This window comes from Bacillus sp. 7_6_55CFAA_CT2, assembly GCF_000238655.1.
GTDB lineage: Bacteria > Bacillota > Bacilli > Bacillales > Bacillaceae_G > Bacillus_A > Bacillus_A cereus.
This window is the reverse complement of the sequence record NZ_JH414708.1, coordinates 1,198,612-1,215,250: the sequence shown is the minus strand read 5'-3', so window position 1 is coordinate 1,215,250 and position 16,639 is coordinate 1,198,612. Positions and strand designations below refer to the sequence as shown.

Sequence of the window (16,639 nt, the reverse complement as noted above, 5' to 3'; positions counted from 1 at the left end):
GAGGAAACAAGATATATGACTTGTATTTTAGGACCACGAACCCAGCATAATTTTATTATGTAAACAGTTATAAGAACTGAATATTATTCCTTCTAGCGTTTTCTATCCGATACTATAAGTAAAAAAGCCTGTTTAAGCTCCACACTTAAAACAGACTTTTCCTACTTTTTATTTTAAAAACACATAACAAAAAGTTTGATTTTTGACTTAACACATCACTTCTATTGTAAATCCACCAGGTGCTTCAACATAAAACGTATACGCATGGACATGCTTAGGAGGCTCGACCAAAAATCCATCTTCCTTCAATCTTTGATTTATCTTATCTACTTGTTCTTCACTTTCTTGTGGAAATCCTACGTGAAATGTTTTTGGATACTGAACTTCTTTTCCTTTCATTAAAGTTAGTATAAATCCATCATTATCACGCATAACTGCAAAGCCATTTCCCCTTGTTCCACTACAAATTAGACCAAAATACTTCTCTAAAAACTCTCTAGCTGCTGTTACATCTGTAACTGTTAAATTAAGATGTTTAATTCCCAATCCTTCACCTTCTTTCTCAATTTTCTAATATTTTATCATATAAAGTGAAACTTGAATCAGTGGGGTTTTGTTCATCCCCACTGATTATTAGCCTTCACCAACCGGGCATTTACGGTCAGTAGATTCCCTACCTAATTTCTTTGCTTCCGCTGAATTTTGAGGTGGGGGTCTTACTGCCCACAAATAGCGGGACAAATAAAAAACACGCCTTCCACAGCGTGTTTCATTGCTTTACATACACTTCAACAATCGGATTCTCTTTATGATCCGCATGTAAGCGTATATTCTCTTCACCTGTATTATAAATACTAGCTAATAACATTATCGTTAACACATTAGGTGTCTTCGCATCACTTCCGTATTTTCTCTCAAGCGCTTCCTTATATTCAAAATCTAAATCCCCCTGCACATATGTATACACTTCAAAACCATCTTCTAAATTGCAAACTACTGTATCAATAATATCTGCCCCTACTTGCTTCTTCATTTCCTCTCGTAACGCTTCAATAAAATCTTCCCACGGTACTTCGTATGTCTGAAACTGATCTGTAGATTTCATGCCTTTTCCTCCTTATATATCCTCTTCTTATATTTCCCCTTTCCTATAACAATTATGATAGATAGGGCATTCGTACAAGCCGCACTTGTCCCCCTTACATATCGTATTACTGTAATGCGGAAGGAGAAAAGAATATGCATAGACAAAAATGTTATGATACATGCCAACGTTATTTCGGAAAAGTTGTTCGGATTGAAGACCGTGATGGCCGTATACATTTAGGTAAAATAATCGATGTGACACAAAACTCTGTATGGATCGAACCGGTGCAACAGCGCTCATCTTTTGATTCAGGGTTCGGATACTACGACGCTTATGCAAACGGTGGTTGTGACCTTTGTGGAGGCCTTAGCAGGTGTGATAGTTGTGGATTCGGATGCGGTGGTGGATTCAGCAGCTGCGGATGTGGTGGTCGTGGTTGTAGTAGTTGTGGTTGCGGCGGCTGGGGAGGCGGCGGTTGTGGCTGGGGTGTTGAACTCGGATTTGGTTTCATCTTCGGAATTACATTAGCTGCATTATTTTTCATTTAACATAGTAAAGAGTTGGCTACCTTTAGCCAACTCTTTTTCTTTATTTTTCACATATAAAAATACGATGCCCTAAAATGTGTTGGTACATAAGCCGTACATTTTCATGCTGTATCCACGCCTCATATAACTCATTCGGAATATGTGAGGATACATTCCATTCTGGCTCTTCTACATAGCCAGAGATTGTTTCTGCAATCGTGCCACCACCAGCAATTGTAATTCTTTTAAAATTTGCTTTCTGAAATAATTGTACCCACTCCTTCTCAGTTAATAGTTCTTTCATGCCATATAATTGGGCGATTTTTTCTTCCTCACCCTTATCAATGTGCCTATCAATAATCATTTCAATGACAACAAGCTTACCGTCCTGCTGTAATACACGATAACACTCCGAGATAACCCTTTCTTTGTCTGTAAAAGCGATGATTGATTCTCCAAGTACGAACTCAAATGAGTTATTCAAACACGGTAAATGCTCTACACTTCCTTCAATTAATTGTATATCTAACCCTTCAAACAACCATCTATCTTTTGCCTTTTGAATCATAATTTCATTCTTTTCAACAGTTGTTACTTTATAACCAAATTCCCTTGTCATATACGCCGCTGTTTTCCCCGTACCACAACCTATCTCAAGGACATTTGCTCCATATTTAAAAGGCAGTTGTGCTAACAATTGTTTTGTTAACGTAAAGCCACCAGGATGAGCACTTCCTATTCCGTAATAAGCTAGGAAATCGATGTATGTGTTTCGTTTCATGGGATTCTCCCTTTTTTATTTTATATATTCGAGCACGGAAGAAAAGTGCATAGAAAAAAGGGCGTATTGTACGCCCCTCATCTTACTTATCCTCTGTAATATATGCCCATTTATAGCTGTAGTCTCCACCAACTGGATGGTGAACAATACCTTTTACTTTCTGTCTTTGAACGATAGCATCACCACGTTGATATAATGGTGCAATTGCTGCATCTTCCAATAACATTTTCTCCGCTTTCAGTAAGCTATCCCAACGCTCTTTCGTTTTCGTTAATAGCTCACCTTTACCTTTTTGTACAATTTCATCATATTTAGGATTTGAATATCCTGTTTGGTTATGAGGGCCATTTGTAACAAACATATCAATGAATGTCATTGGATCTAAGTAGTCAGGTCCCCAACCAGCGTAAGATAAATCATAATCTAGATCTGATTCTAATTTTAACTTTTGTTTAAATGGTTGGTTTTTCAAATTCACTGTTAAACCTGGTAAGTTTTTCTCAAGTTCTCCTTTTAAGAATTCTCCTACTTTTTTCGCACCATCACCATCATAGTTTAATAGTTCTACTGTAATTGCATCTTTTCCAAGTTCTTTTTTCGCTTTTTCCCAATGCTCTTTTGCTTTTTTCACATCTGTTTTTAAAATATCTCCATTTTCTTTACGGAAGTCTTTTCCATCTGGGCTCTTAGCAAATTCTTTTGGTACTAAGTAATCTGCCGGTGTAGATCCGTCATTTAAAATAACGTTCGTTAAGCCTTTTTTATCATACGCTTTTGCAATCGCTAAACGTAGATCTTTGCTCTTTAACACTGTATCTTGCCCACCACGTTTTTGGTTTAAGCGTAAGAAGTACGTTGACGGTGTTTTTTGTGTAAAGAAGTCGGGGTTTGATTTATATTTGTCAACAAATTCAGATGTAAGTCCTGAACGATCGATTTGTCCACTTTCATATAAGTTAACACGTGTACCACTATCTTTTACTACGTTAAAGTTGATTTCATCTAACTTCACTGTTTTATTATCCCAATATTGTGCATTTTTCTTTAACTTCCAACCTTCTTCATGTTTCCAGTCTGTCAATGTAAACGGTCCGTTGTATAACGTCGTATCTGATTCTAAACCGTACTTTTCACCTTTTTCTTTTACAAATTTCTCGTTTAATGGATAAAATGTTCCAAATGAAGTTAATTCTACAAAGTAAGGAACTGGATTTTCTAATTCTACTTCTAACGTATAGTCATCTACAGCTTTTACTCCTAACGTATCTAGTTCAGCTTTTCCTTCATTAATCGCTTGTGCATTTTTCAAATCAAACATAATGTATGCATATTCTGCTGCTGTATTTTTATCTACCGCACGTTTCCAAGCAAACACGAAATCTTTCGCTGTTACAGGCTCTCCATTTGACCATTTTGCATTTTTATTTAATGTAAATGTATACTTTTTACCATCATCACTCTTTTTATATGATTCAGCAACTCCTGGTGTTGCTTTATTATCTTTATCAAGTCGATATAAACCTTCCATTACGTTGTTTAAAGCTAGAAACGATACTTGGTCTGTCGCTTTAGCAGAGTCCATAGATGGAATCTCTTGAGACTCTGTTAAATTAAGCACTTGCTTCGCCGCTAGCTTTCCGCCTTCTTTTTCACCACTTTTCGGTGTTGTGCTTGCCTTCTCTTTATCTCCTGATCCAGAGCAAGCTGTTAATGCCATACTCATTACTAAAACTGGTGCTACGACCGCTGTCAATTTTTTCATCTTTTTTCTCTTCATTTTTTGTACCCTCCCCAATTATATGTACGATATTAACATTTAGAATTTCTCTACTAACTTTCGTTATCAGAAAATTCTTATTAATTAATATTCTACTATTTTTTAAAAATTTGTAAAGTATTTTTGTAAATTTTCTAAATATTTATTTTTTTATTATAGTAACTTGTTGTTTTAACTACTATATGAATTATCCCCGTCTACTTATATGTAAACATCCCTCCCCTTATTCCAATCTATTACTACGTTCTATATTTTTCTTATTAGCATGAGGTCTCTTACTATCATCTGTCTTACTACTTACTGACCTCTCTAAATCCCTCCGATAGAACCTTCCTAATTACCTACCCGATTCTCAATAGGCTAACGAGATTTATTCCCTTATACATACTAAAAAGCATTTCAAAAGCAGCTCAGCCACTTTTGAAATGCTTTCACTTTATTTTTTTCCGCCATCCTCAGTTACATACGCCCACTTAAAGCTATATTCTGGACTGATGTTATGTTTCACAATTCCTTTTACATTCGGTTTCATTACATACGATCTTCCTGTTTGATATAAAGGAACTAACCCTGCATCTTCTTCAAGGAATAATTTTTCAGCTTTCCCTAACGTTTCCCAGCGTTTTTTCGCATCACTCATTAATTCATTACCTGCTTTTCCTACCATTTCATCGTATTTTGGATTTGAATAACTCATTTGGTTGTACGGGCTCTTCGATTCAAACATATCAATAAATGTCATTGGATCCGCATAGTCTGGACTCCAACCTGCATAAGAAATTTCATAATCTTGCGCAGTTTCTAATTTTAATTTTTGTTTGAACGGCTGAATTTTCGTATTAATCGTTACACCTTTTAAATTTTTCTCAATTTGATCTTTTACATAGTCAGCAATCTTTTTCGCAGTTCCATCATCATAGCTTAGCAATTCAATTGTAACTTGATCTTTTCCAAGTTCTTTTTTCGCTTCTTCCCACGCTGCTGCTCCTTTTTTCGGATTATATTTCAGACCATTTTTAAATGTATCTTGATAATCTTTACCATCTGGCCCTGTCGCAAGTCCTTTTGGAACCAATTGATCTGTTGCTTTTGAACCATTATTTAAAATTACATTTGCCAATCCTTTTTTATCAACTGATAATGCAATTGCTTCACGAAGTTTTTTGCTCTTTAAAGGCGTATCTTGTCCGTTACGTTTTTGATTTAAACGTAAGAAGAATGTACTTGATTCCGCATACTCACCATATTCTTCTTTGTTCGATTTATATTTATCTACAAACTCTCCTGATAGTAATGTAAAATCAATTGATCCTGTATCATATAAGTTTACTTTCGTTGCAACCTCTTTTACTACACTATAGTTAATTTCTTCTAACTTCACAGTCTTTTTATCCCAGTACTTATCATTTTTCTTCAGCTGCCAACCTTGTTCATGTTTCCATGAAGACATAACGAATGGACCGTTATACACAGTTGTATCTGCTTCTAAACCGTACTTATCACCTTTTTCTTTTACGAATTTTTCATTTAATGGATAGTATGATGGGAATGCTAATAAATTTAAGAAATACGGTACCGGTTTTTCTAATTCTACTTCTAGCGTGTAATCATCTACCGCCTTCGCTCCTAATTCAGTTACAGGTTTTTCTCCTTTATTAATCGCTTCTGCATTTTTAATATAGTAAGCAATAAATGCATATTCTGCCGCAGTATTCTTATCAAGTAAGCGCTGCCATGCGAAAACGAAATCTTTCGCTGTTACAGGTTCACCATTTGACCATTTTGCATCTTTTCGCAGTTTAAACGTATACTTTTTACCATCTTCACTTTTCGTACTAGACTCTGCCGCAGCAGGAATTGGCTTATTCTCTTTATCAAGGCGATATAGGCCTTCCATCGTGTTCCCTAAAATTTGCGAACCTAATGTATCAGTAGATTTAGAAGTATCCATCGTCGGAATTTCTTGGTTTTCCGTACGATTTAATACTTGTTTCGCTGCATATTTAATATCAGATTTTTTTCTTCCCCACTATTTGATGTAGTAGTCGTTTTCTTTTCCCCACCTGACCCAGAACATGCTGTCAATGCAACACTCATCGCTAAAACTGGTACTACAACTGCCGTTAACTTTTTCATCTTTTTTCTCTTCATTTTTTTACCCTCCCTAATTATATGTACATTACCAACCCTTGAGAGACCCCTTGCTAAAGATTTATTTTTCAGAAAATTACAACTAATGTTATTCTACTCTTTTTTTCGTATTTGTAAATAGTTTTATTTTAAATATTCTGACTTTTGTAATTTAGTAGGATTTATCCCCCCATCTACTATATGTACATACTATACACCTTATTCTCCTCTATTTAACCATACTAAAAATTAGTATTTTAAGCTCATAAAAAAAGCATTTAAAAGTAGCTAAGCCACTTTTAAATGCTTTTTCAACTCTATTATTTTTCAGTCACATATGCCCACTTAAAGCTAAATTCTGGACTGATATTATGTTTTACTACTCCCTTTACATTTGGCTGTAAAACATAAGAATCTCCACGTTGATATAAAGGTACAATCGCTACATCTTCTTCAAGTAATGTTTTTTCAGCTTTTCCTAACTCTTCCCAACGTTTTTTCGCATCGCTCATTAATTCCGTTCCAGCTTTTTTCACCATGCCGTCATATTTAGGGTCAGAGAAGCTCATTTGGTTATGAGAATGTCCAGTCTCAAACATATCTAAGAACGTCATTGGATCTGCATAATCCGGATTCCATCCGCCATACGAAATATCATATTGTTGTTCAGTTTCTAATTTTAGTTTTTGTTTAAATGGTTGAAGTTTAATATTAACTGTTACACCTTTTAAGTTTTTCTCAATCTGATCTTTAATATATTCGCCAACTTTTTTCGCATTACCAGTATCGTAGTTTAAGAATTCAATCGTAACTTGATCTTTTCCAAGTTCTTTTTTCGCTTCTTCCCAAGCTGCAGCAGCTTTTTTAGCATTTGGTTTTAAACCATTTTTAAACGTTTCTTGGAAGTCTTTACCGTCTGGTCCAGTTGCTAAACCTTTTGGTACTAAGAAGTCAGCTTCTTTTGATCCATCATTTAAAATTACGTTTGCTAAATTCTTTTTATCAACTGATAGTGCAATTGCTTCACGTAACTTTTTACTCTTTAATGGTGTATCTTGTCCATCACGTTTTTGGTTCATACGAATGAAATACGTACTCACTTGTGAATATGTGCCAAATTCATCTTTCTTGCTTCTATATTTATCAACGAACTCTCCATTTAATAAAGCGAAGTCAACTTGACCGCTATCATATAGATTGACTAAAGTCGCAGCCTCTTTAACAACACTAAAGTTAACTTCTTCCAGTTTCACAGTCTTTTTATCCCAATATTGATCATTTTTCTTTAATTGCCATCCTTGTTCATGCTTCCAATCTTTAAGAACGAACGGTCCGTTGTAGACAGTTGTATCAGACTCTAAACCGAACTTCTCGCCCTTTTCTTTAACGAACTTTTCGTTTAATGGATAATATGATGGGAATGCTACTAAGTTTAAGAAGTACGGTACTGCTTGCTCTAACTCAACTTCAAGCGTAAGATCATCTACTGCTTTTACTCCTAATTCAGTTACAGGTTTTTCTCCTTTATTTACTACTTCTGCATTTTTAATCGGGAATGCGATAAATGCATACTCAGCAGCTGTTTTTGGATCTAATAGACGTTGCCAAGCGTATACGAAATCTTTCGCAGTTACTGGATCTCCATTTGACCATTTTGCATCTTTGCGTAGTTTGAACGTATATTTTTTACCATCTTCACTTTTCGTGCTAGATTCTGCTGCTGCTGGAATCGGCTTATTGTCTTTATCAAGACGATATAACCCTTCCATCGTATTACCTAGCATTTGTGAAGATACTGTATCAGTTGATTTTGAAGAGTCCATCGTCGGAATCTCTTGTGTTACTGTTCGATTTAACACTTGTTTTGCTGCTAATTTTTCCCCTGACTTACTATCTCCACTAGAGCTAGAATTTGTGCTTGTCTTCTTATCTCCACCTGATGTAGAACATGCTGTTAACGCCATGCTCATTGCTAAAACCGGTGCTACAACTGCTGTTAGTTTTTTCATTTGTTTCTTTTTCATTTTGTACCCTCCCTAATTCTTAACGATAGCTATTAAAGAATTTTCTGATAATTCTGTTTTTCTCTATATATTTATCAGACGATTCTTACTAATTCTTATTCTACTAATTTTTTAATTTTTGTAAAGTATTATTATTGAAAATTTTTAAAAAATTATTTTTTTACAGTAATATTCATAAAAATTCCATATGTTGTTCAAACCTTATTTTGCATTCATACACATTCCTTGTTTTAATCACTTCCATCTCATTTACCGCTTGAATACTTGTTAATTATTGCTAATAAATAATGCATATATCTAAAAACATCTTTTCTACAAAAATAAAAAAGTCAGCAAAGCTGACTTTTTACCTGGCCATTTTTTCTCGTTTCATTTCCTCTACTACTCTCGTATACTTCTCATCATCAAATTCATTTTCACTTTTTGCAACAACTACAGTTGCAATACCGTTACCAATTAAATTAACGATAGCACGTGCTTCTGACATGAAACGATCTACACCAAGTAATAACGCTAAACCTTCTAATGGGATAACATTCATTGCAGATAGAGTAGATGCTAGTACAATGAATCCCCCACCGGTTACTGCTGCTGCTCCTTTAGATGTAACTAATAAAATAGCTATTATTGTTAATTGTTGACCTAGTGAAAGATCGACGTGGAAAACTTGTGCTAAAAATATAGTAGCCATCGATAAATAAATCGTTGTTCCATCTAAGTTAAAAGAATAGCCTGTTGGAATGACTAAACCTACTACCGGTTTCGAACACCCGAAGTCTTCCATCTTTGTCATCATTCGCGGCAGTACTGATTCTGACGATGATGTCCCGAGAACAATAAGTAATTCTTCTTTAATATGCGCTAAATATTTCCACAAACTAAATTTGTACAGTTTACAAATAAAATTTAAAACAATAAAAACAAATAATGCCATTGTCGCATATACACAAATCATTAATTTACCAAGTGGTATGAGCGTGCTTAAACCATACTTCCCAATTGTAAATGCCATCCCACCGAATGCTCCAACCGGTGCTAATTTCATTACAATTGATAAAATGTTAAAAAATACTTTCGATAATCTTTCAAAAAAATCAATAACCGGTTGTCCATTTTTCCCTAACATCGTTAATCCTGCGCCGAATAAAATGGAGAAGAATAACACTTGTAAAATATCACCTTTTGCAAATGCTTCAAACATGTTAGACGGCACAATATGTAAAAAGAAATCCATCCATTTCATTTCTTGCCCGCTTTGTACATATTGTGAAACATCTCCGCCTTTTAGTTTTGAGGGATCTAATCCATCTCCGGGACGCACAACATTTGCTACGATGATACCAATAATTAAAGCAGCTGTTGTAACAATTTCAAAATATAGTAGTGCCTTCCCACCAACACGGCCTACCTTTTTCATACTTCCCATACTTGCAATACCGAGTACAATTGTTAAAAAGATAATCGGTGCAATAACCATTTTAATCATATTGATGAATGTTTCACCAATTGGCTTCATTTGTTGTCCAACACTCGGCCAAATTGCCCCTACTGCAATACCACAAATAATGGCCACAATAACTTGGAATGTTAAATTCTTTGCAATTCTCATTTTTGCTACTCCCCTGTATTTTCATTTCTCCCAAACTATTTTAAGCAATAACATTTATTCTATATGGTAGCCCCCTTGCTACTTAACTTGAACCCTACTATTATGTTACACTATTAACTAAAATTTTAAAATAGTATATAACATTAAAAACTAAATGTCATACCATTAGACAAAAATAAAAAAGCAGACATTTCGTCTGCTTTAATTCTCCTCAATTTGCTTTTCACTTAATCCTAGATGTGTTCTAAGAGTATTACTCAAACTCTGTAGATCTTTTTTATTAGGATTATAATAATATACACGTTGCCCGTTTGGGCCATTAGGTAAGTATAAATCATCACCAGCTAATTGTATTTTTTCAACTGAACCGTTTAAACCGTATTTATAAAAAGATAAAATATCATCCATTACTAAATTTGTTTTAAAATCACCATCAACCGCCTCAACTATTTTTTCTAACTTCGTAATCGATCCTACACTTTTTAATTTACTTAAAATCGCTTCAATAACAAGTTGTTGGCGTTGTCCTCTCATTGCATCACTATCAATATGGCGCGTTCTTGCTAGTGCAAGTGCTTCTTCCCCATTTAATTTTTGTAATCCTTTTTTCAAATGAATCGCATCAGGTTCATCTTTACTATTTTGCTCCGTAAATTCAACTGGGACATCCACTTCAATACCATCTAACCCATCAACAATTTTAGTAAAGGAACCAAAATTAAATTTCACAAAATAATCAACAGGCACCTGTAACAATTTTTCTACCGCTTCCACAGAAGCTTGCGGTCCTCCATCTTTACCATTTTTAACGAAACCACTTCCATATGCATGGGTTATTTTATCTTTTTTCTTTTCAACTGGAACATATGTATATGTATCACGCGGTATGCTCGTTAATTTCACTGTTTTATCGTCTTTATTAAAAGTCGCTAACAATAATGCATCTGTATGAAATGCACCATTATATTCCTTTTGTCGTTCTTGATTTTCATCAATTCCCATAATTAAAAGTGAAACATGATTTGCAATTGGCTTTACAGATTTCTCACGTAAATTGGATTTTTCGCCTCGTGCTAAATTCAAATTAGATTTTTGTACGAGACTAGAAGTTTTCATATATACATAGGCTCCATAGCCAATTCCACCAAATAGTAATACCGCCAGTAGTAAACTTACTATCGTTTTCTTTTTATATTTTTGCTTATTTTTCTCTTCTCTTAAAGATGAATGATTCCCCATTTACTCTCCTCCTGTTTCTATTCACCCAATATGTTTTTCATTTTTTCATATTTAGCGCTATCCTTTTGAAACATACTTTCTTTCAATCCCTTATCTATTTGTATCCATTCAGTCGTAACTGAATATTGAATCAAGCCTTCTTGAAAACTAAGAAATTTCAACATAATCCCTGTATTTTTCTCCACAACCATTTCGAATTTCCCTCTTAAATCTTCAGAGGTGCTAACAGGCACCTCTATGTTGATAACTCCTTCAATTTTGTAACAATCTAATCCAAGATATTTCGTTTCTTTATAATTCCAATCTTTATATCGAATTAACAAATCTGCGAATTCTGATTGAATACTATATTTAGCTAGCCCTACATATTCATCATCATATCTCTTTTTCTCATCTGATTTTCTCACTAACCTTTCCGTAGGATTTAATTTTAATAGTTCATTGTTTCTTCCTTTCGGGTTCCATTTTGTCTCTTTATAGGTATACTTCTCATCATCAAACTCTTTTTTCTTGCCCTCGTTATATATAATTGTTCGTTTTTTCGCTAGTTTATCTTCTTTCGAAGAGATACCTCTTTGTTTCTCCGTATCAATCGCATACTTATATGTTGTAGCAATTCTTGATGAGCTAGAATATTCCTCAAATTGTCCTGAAATATTTTTAAAATAATCAATAGAATCTAGCATTTTTTGATGAATCTTTTCTTTATCTGGATAATGTACATTCGATTTTATTTCTTCTTCATTTTCATAATCAGAAAACGCTTTTTTCTTTACATATTCAAATACTCCACCATTTTGCGCAAAACTTTGTATAGAAAACTCAGACATAGATACCACTGAAAGTATACAAACCGCTGCACTAATTATCATCATATGAATTTTGTAACTCTTCTTTTTTACCTTAAGATTATGTAGCGTGCCATTAATTTTTTCATTTAACTCTGGAGGTACTATAACATTTTCATCTTTTATTCTCTTTTTTAATTTCTCATCAAATAATTTTTCATTATCCATCCTTTACACCCCCTATTCCATCTTTAATCGTTTTTGTAGTTGTTCCCTCGCGCGTGACAATCTTGATTTCACTGTTCCTTTCGGTATTTCTAACAGCTTTGCTATACTCTCTTGATTCATGTCTTCATAGTAATAAAGCACCGTAACAGCTCTTAATTCTTCATGTAACGATTGAATCGCATTACACAAATCTATATCTTCATACTGATCACACGCACTCATATTGTAATCATTCTCTTCTGTCACAATTACATTTTTATACGCTCTAATAATATTGTTACACTCATTTATTAGTATTCGAATTAACCAAGTTTGAAAAAATTCTTCCTTTTTTAATTTTTTTATATTTTCATAGGCTTTTAAAATTGTTGTCTGTATCGCATCCTCTATATTTGTCTCATCACGTAACATCGCCTTTGCTATTCGATACATCTTCACTTTTTCTGTATGTATAAGCGCTATAAAGGCTTCATGATCACCTTTTTTCGCTAAAGAAACATCCGTTTCTTCTTTTATAATCATTTTATATAAAGGGATTACTTTCACAATCGCTCCTCCTGTTTCATCCTCACTTCATCACTTCCAATTTAACTTTACATATATTAGACGTATGAACCTAGAAAAAGGTTCACTTTTTTGAATATTTTTTTAATTAAAAAGATAAATATCCTTTATAAGGATGCAATAAACATACTAGTTTAAATTTACAAATAAAAAAAAGCCCACTTTCTCAGTGGACTTTCTACTCTATAACGGTAAATCCCTCTTCCTAAATACTACAATCGCTACGATAAAAATACAAAGCGCTACAGCAGTTAAACTTATACTTACCGGCCATATATTATATGATCCTTCAGCAATTTCTTTCGGACGAAACAGCGTGAATAATGATAGGTTTTTCATCCATTCTAACTTATCACTTAACTTCCCTACCATATCCAATACGAAAAATAAGATAGTTAAACTCGCTGAATAACTTAGTGCTTTTCTTTCGTCATTACATATACAAGAAAAGAAAAATGAATAGGCACTAACGACTAAAAATATGAGCCCTCCGACTACATTTATCTTCAAAAATAATTCTTTATTTAAGTTATTATCCTCTAAAAACCATTCAGCACCTACTATACCCGCTACATACGTAACCGCTACAATAATCAGTAGTCCTAATATAAGAATAGCCGCTTGCGTAATTGCGATTCGTACTCTAGATACAGGCGTTGCTAGCAAGTATGCCATTGCTCCTTTATCTACATGACGAGCAATTAAATGTGTCGCAACTGTTACGCAAAAAATTGTTAAAATGATAATAAACAATAGACTATAGTATTCGCCCGCTAGAAAATCCATTACGTTTTGAATCGGACTTTCCATACCAACGATTTTTTTCACACTATCAGGCATGGCACCTATTAATTCATTTAGCCCTTTTGCTGATACCATTGACGGGAATATCCAAATTAATAACCACAGATATAAAGCTGCACCAGACGCATAACTCAAAATACTTTTTTGTGTTTCTTTCAAACTAGCTAAAAATAATTGCTTATTCATGCGTTATTCCTTCTTTCTTATCGTAATAATGCATAAATAAATGTTCTAAATCCATCGCTCTCGTTTGAAGTGCCGTTACATTGTAGTTTGAAAGTGTTTGTAAAACAGTTTGATAGTTTCCTTGTACAATGATAGATGCCTCTCTGCCTTTTACCGCTTCAAATTGCAAATTACACTTTGTAAGAGACTCAATCTCTTCTTGTGATGATACTGTTACATCTATCACCTGTCTTCTCATACTTTGTAAATCGTGAATATTTTCAACCGTTACGAGTCGACCATCTTTAATAATAGCTACTCTGTCACAAGTTCTCTCAATTTCAGTGAAAATATGCGAAGACATAAGAATTGTTTTTCCTCTTTGCTTTTCCTCTAATATTAAATCTATAAACACTTGCTGCATAAGTGGATCAAGTCCAGATGTTGGCTCATCTAAAATTAACACCTCTGGATCGTGCATAAATGCAGCGACTATCCCTACTTTTTGCTTCATTCCTTTAGACATTTTGCGAATCTGTGTTTTCACATCAAATTGCAGACGCTCTATTAGTTCATCTCGTCTTTTTGTATCCTTTAATCCACGCATTCCTTGCATTAATTTTAAAAACTCTAATCCGTTCATTCCTTCAATAAAAGAAATTTCACCCGGTAGATAACCAACTTCCCTTTGAATTTTCGCTGCTTCATTCCAACAATCTAATCCAAAAATTGTCGCTTTACCAGCTGTCGGTTTTATAAATCCCATTAAATTACGAATCGTCGTTGATTTTCCAGCACCATTTGGGCCTAAATAACCAAATACTTCTCCCTTTTTTACATCAAATGTAATATGAAACAAACCTTTTCCATTCGAAAACTGTTTTGTGACATCTTGAACTGAAATCATAATTCCACCTCATTTTTTGAAATATTTAATATGTGATATTTCAAAATTATTGTACTCCTCATCTTCCATATTCGCAACAACTTTTTGAAATATTTATTAGTTCATATTTCAAAATTATTGTTTTCCATTATTTTTTCTTGTATATTTTAAGTGAGGTGATTGCATTGAACGGCTTTGAAAGAGTAAAAGAAAAGAAAAAACGTGCCATTAAAGAAGCAGCATTCGTATTATTTTCAGAACGTGGATTTAATGAAGTGAAAATAGAACATATCGCAAAAGAAGCCAACGTTTCTCAAGTTACAATTTATAATCATTTCGGAAGTAAAGATGCGTTATTTAGGGAGCTTATACAAGAATTTATCATATCTGAATTTCAATATTATAAAGATCTTGCAGAAGAAAAATTACCTTTTCATGATATGATGCAAAAAATGATTGTAAGAAAAATGAATACTGGCGGGTTATTTCAACCTGATATGTTACTGCAAATGATGCAAAGGGACGAAGAACTCCGAAAGTTTATTTATAGTTATCAAAATGAAAAAATCTTGCCCTGGTATTTAGAAATATTAGAACGAGCTCAGCGCAAAAACGAAATTAATCCACACCTTACTAAAGAAATGATGTTACTTTACATTCAAATGTTTACTAAATTAGGTGATGATTTTGGGGCACAACTTCTTGAAGGAAATCGCGAAAAACATATACAAGATATAGTCACTATGTTCTTCTATGGTCTTTCTGTTCCACAAAAATAAAAAGACACGAATTTCGTGTCTTTTTATTTTATAGAAATGACTCTACCTTTTTCACTGCTTTCAATCGCTAATTGAATCAGTTTAATAACATCTAAACCTTCTTTTGCTGTTACAGGTAGTTTCTCACCATTTAATATACTATCTCGCACACCTTTATAATAATTGTCATAACAACCGACTTCTGTTGGAATACGCTCTAAGTTTTCTTCTGTTTCTAAAGTAGCAAAATTCTCTTCATCGTCTACTCCATAACCGTTATCACCTGGCTTCATTCCATTTTTTAATTGCTCTTCCTGCGAATCCATACCGTACTTCACGATAGAACCTTTCTCTCCATGCACTATAAAATGCGGTCCAGCTTTTTTCACATAACTGCTACTACGTAAAATGACACGTTTAACTCCGTAATGAAGTACTATGTGGAAATAATCATCCACCTCTGCACCTGGTCGTTGTTTTATTACATCTGCACTTATCGCATCTGGTTTCCCGAATATTGATAACGCTTGGTCAATTAAATGCGACCCTAAATCGTATAATATACCGGAGCCTGGTAGATTTTTTTCTCTCCATCGATCACGTACATGTGGACGGAAACGATCAAAATTCGATTCATATGCGTATACATTCCCTACTCTGTTTTCTCCTAACAATTTCTTAATTGTTAAGAAATCATTATCAAAACGACGATTATGATATACGCTTAACATTATATTATGCTGCTCTGCTAATGAAATAAGCTTTTCCCCTTCTTCAATTGAGACAACAAATGGTTTTTCTACAACAACATGTTTACCGTTTAAAATTGCTTCTTTTACATATGGAAAATGAGTTGTATTAGGTGATGTAATAACAACTAAGTCAACATCAGCTCGCTTCACCAATTCATCAATTGTACTAACAACATTAGCATTTGGTAATGTTTCTTTTACTACCTCTTCTTTTGAGGATAATACAGCACGAATATCATATTCTTCTATCGTTTGTAATAGTGGGATATGAAATGTCGTACTAGAAAAACCAAATCCTACAATCCCTACACCTATTTTTTTCATGTTGCCCCTCCATTTGTCCCGCTTTAACAGGCAGTAAGATTCCTAACCAAAAATTCAGCGAAAGCTAAGGAATTAGGTGAGAAATCAACTGCTTGTTAAAGCCCGATTGGTTCAACTAATAATCAGTGTGGATAAAGAAAATCCCCATTGATTAAAGTTTCACTTTATGAGAACGATTTCATTGAGTTATTATAAC

General features: G+C 34.0%; 14 protein-coding genes and 1 pseudogene. 2 read left to right on the top strand and 13 right to left on the bottom strand.

What is annotated here, in order from left to right:
• Positions 1–207: 207 nt before the first annotated feature.
• Both HMPREF1014_RS06525 and HMPREF1014_RS06520 read right to left on the bottom strand, forming a co-directional pair.
• A complete protein-coding gene (locus HMPREF1014_RS06525; RefSeq protein WP_000511520.1) occupies positions 208–546 on the bottom strand; it encodes a VOC family protein in 339 nt (112 codons plus the stop codon).
• Between the two features lie 223 nt (positions 547–769).
• Complete coding sequence (locus HMPREF1014_RS06520; RefSeq protein ID WP_000842883.1) at positions 770–1,105, bottom strand: hypothetical protein; 336 nt, start codon at positions 1,103–1,105, stop codon at positions 770–772.
• 134 nt (positions 1,106–1,239) lie between these two features.
• Between HMPREF1014_RS06520 and HMPREF1014_RS06515 the strand changes: the two genes are divergently transcribed.
• On the top strand, positions 1,240–1,635 hold the full coding sequence (locus HMPREF1014_RS06515; RefSeq protein WP_000554977.1) for a hypothetical protein: 396 nt from the start codon (positions 1,240–1,242) through the stop codon (positions 1,633–1,635).
• Positions 1,636–1,675: 40 nt separating this feature from the next.
• On the opposite strand, the gene HMPREF1014_RS06510 is transcribed toward HMPREF1014_RS06515, so the two are convergent.
• From HMPREF1014_RS06510 to HMPREF1014_RS06465, 10 genes and pseudogenes are all read right to left on the bottom strand, one after another.
• Positions 1,676–2,395 carry a class I SAM-dependent methyltransferase gene (locus HMPREF1014_RS06510; RefSeq protein ID WP_000828252.1) on the bottom strand — a complete coding sequence of 240 codons (720 nt, stop codon included), beginning with the start codon at positions 2,393–2,395 and terminating at the stop codon, positions 1,676–1,678.
• A gap of 82 nt (positions 2,396–2,477) precedes the next feature.
• Positions 2,478–4,172: a peptide ABC transporter substrate-binding protein gene (locus HMPREF1014_RS06505; RefSeq protein WP_000823447.1), complete on the bottom strand. Its 1,695-nt coding sequence runs from the start codon at positions 4,170–4,172 to the stop codon at positions 2,478–2,480.
• Positions 4,173–4,608: 436 nt separating this feature from the next.
• Positions 4,609–6,323: pseudogene (locus tag HMPREF1014_RS06500) on the bottom strand (peptide ABC transporter substrate-binding protein).
• Positions 6,324–6,622: 299 nt separating this feature from the next.
• Complete coding sequence (locus HMPREF1014_RS06495) at positions 6,623–8,326, bottom strand: peptide ABC transporter substrate-binding protein (protein ID WP_000730168.1); 1,704 nt, start codon at positions 8,324–8,326, stop codon at positions 6,623–6,625.
• 346 nt (positions 8,327–8,672) lie between these two features.
• Positions 8,673–9,935, bottom strand: coding sequence for a dicarboxylate/amino acid:cation symporter (locus HMPREF1014_RS06490; protein ID WP_001216971.1), 1,263 nt, complete (start codon positions 9,933–9,935; stop codon positions 8,673–8,675).
• 201 nt (positions 9,936–10,136) lie between these two features.
• Entirely contained in the window at positions 10,137–11,174 is a 1,038-nt protein-coding gene (locus HMPREF1014_RS06485; RefSeq protein ID WP_000526734.1) for an LCP family protein, read from the bottom strand.
• 17 nt (positions 11,175–11,191) lie between these two features.
• Positions 11,192–12,190 (bottom strand): hypothetical protein, encoded by a 999-nt coding sequence (locus HMPREF1014_RS06480; protein ID WP_000368244.1) that lies wholly within the window; start codon positions 12,188–12,190, stop codon positions 11,192–11,194.
• A 12-nt stretch (positions 12,191–12,202) separates the two neighbouring features.
• Positions 12,203–12,736: an RNA polymerase sigma factor gene (locus tag HMPREF1014_RS06475; protein ID WP_000864723.1), complete on the bottom strand. Its 534-nt coding sequence runs from the start codon at positions 12,734–12,736 to the stop codon at positions 12,203–12,205.
• 201 nt (positions 12,737–12,937) lie between these two features.
• Complete coding sequence (locus HMPREF1014_RS06470) at positions 12,938–13,744, bottom strand: DUF2705 family protein (RefSeq protein ID WP_001041436.1); 807 nt, start codon at positions 13,742–13,744, stop codon at positions 12,938–12,940.
• On the bottom strand, positions 13,737–14,630 hold the full coding sequence (locus HMPREF1014_RS06465; RefSeq protein WP_000626582.1) for an ABC transporter ATP-binding protein: 894 nt from the start codon (positions 14,628–14,630) through the stop codon (positions 13,737–13,739). Before HMPREF1014_RS06465 ends, HMPREF1014_RS06470 begins: the two co-directional genes overlap by 8 nt.
• Positions 14,631–14,785: 155 nt before the next feature.
• Between HMPREF1014_RS06465 and HMPREF1014_RS06460 the strand changes: the two genes are divergently transcribed.
• On the top strand, positions 14,786–15,388 hold the full coding sequence (locus HMPREF1014_RS06460) for a TetR/AcrR family transcriptional regulator (RefSeq protein WP_118043338.1): 603 nt from the start codon (positions 14,786–14,788) through the stop codon (positions 15,386–15,388).
• A gap of 23 nt (positions 15,389–15,411) precedes the next feature.
• On the opposite strand, the gene HMPREF1014_RS06455 is transcribed toward HMPREF1014_RS06460, so the two are convergent.
• A complete protein-coding gene (locus HMPREF1014_RS06455) occupies positions 15,412–16,443 on the bottom strand; it encodes an oxidoreductase (protein ID WP_000719770.1) in 1,032 nt (343 codons plus the stop codon).
• Between the last annotated feature and the right edge of the window lie 196 nt (positions 16,444–16,639).

What these genes read in the sequence shown, in the direction of transcription:
- HMPREF1014_RS06480 (WP_000368244.1), bottom strand. Translation starts at nt 12,190, where the DNA reads ATGGATAATGAAAAATTATTTGATGAGAAATTAAAAAAGAGAATAAAA.
- HMPREF1014_RS06485 (WP_000526734.1), bottom strand. Translation starts at nt 11,174, where the DNA reads ATGGGGAATCATTCATCTTTAAGAGAAGAGAAAAATAAGCAAAAATAT.
- HMPREF1014_RS06470 (WP_001041436.1), bottom strand. Translation starts at nt 13,744, where the DNA reads ATGAATAAGCAATTATTTTTAGCTAGTTTGAAAGAAACACAAAAAAGT.
- HMPREF1014_RS06465 (WP_000626582.1), bottom strand. Translation starts at nt 14,630, where the DNA reads ATGATTTCAGTTCAAGATGTCACAAAACAGTTTTCGAATGGAAAAGGT.
- HMPREF1014_RS06455 (WP_000719770.1), bottom strand. Translation starts at nt 16,443, where the DNA reads ATGAAAAAAATAGGTGTAGGGATTGTAGGATTTGGTTTTTCTAGTACG.
- HMPREF1014_RS06515 (WP_000554977.1), top strand. Translation starts at nt 1,240, where the DNA reads ATGCATAGACAAAAATGTTATGATACATGCCAACGTTATTTCGGAAAA.
- HMPREF1014_RS06520 (WP_000842883.1), bottom strand. Translation starts at nt 1,105, where the DNA reads ATGAAATCTACAGATCAGTTTCAGACATACGAAGTACCGTGGGAAGAT.
- HMPREF1014_RS06490 (WP_001216971.1), bottom strand. Translation starts at nt 9,935, where the DNA reads ATGAGAATTGCAAAGAATTTAACATTCCAAGTTATTGTGGCCATTATT.
- HMPREF1014_RS06495 (WP_000730168.1), bottom strand. Translation starts at nt 8,326, where the DNA reads ATGAAAAAGAAACAAATGAAAAAACTAACAGCAGTTGTAGCACCGGTT.
- HMPREF1014_RS06510 (WP_000828252.1), bottom strand. Translation starts at nt 2,395, where the DNA reads ATGAAACGAAACACATACATCGATTTCCTAGCTTATTACGGAATAGGA.
- HMPREF1014_RS06505 (WP_000823447.1), bottom strand. Translation starts at nt 4,172, where the DNA reads ATGAAGAGAAAAAAGATGAAAAAATTGACAGCGGTCGTAGCACCAGTT.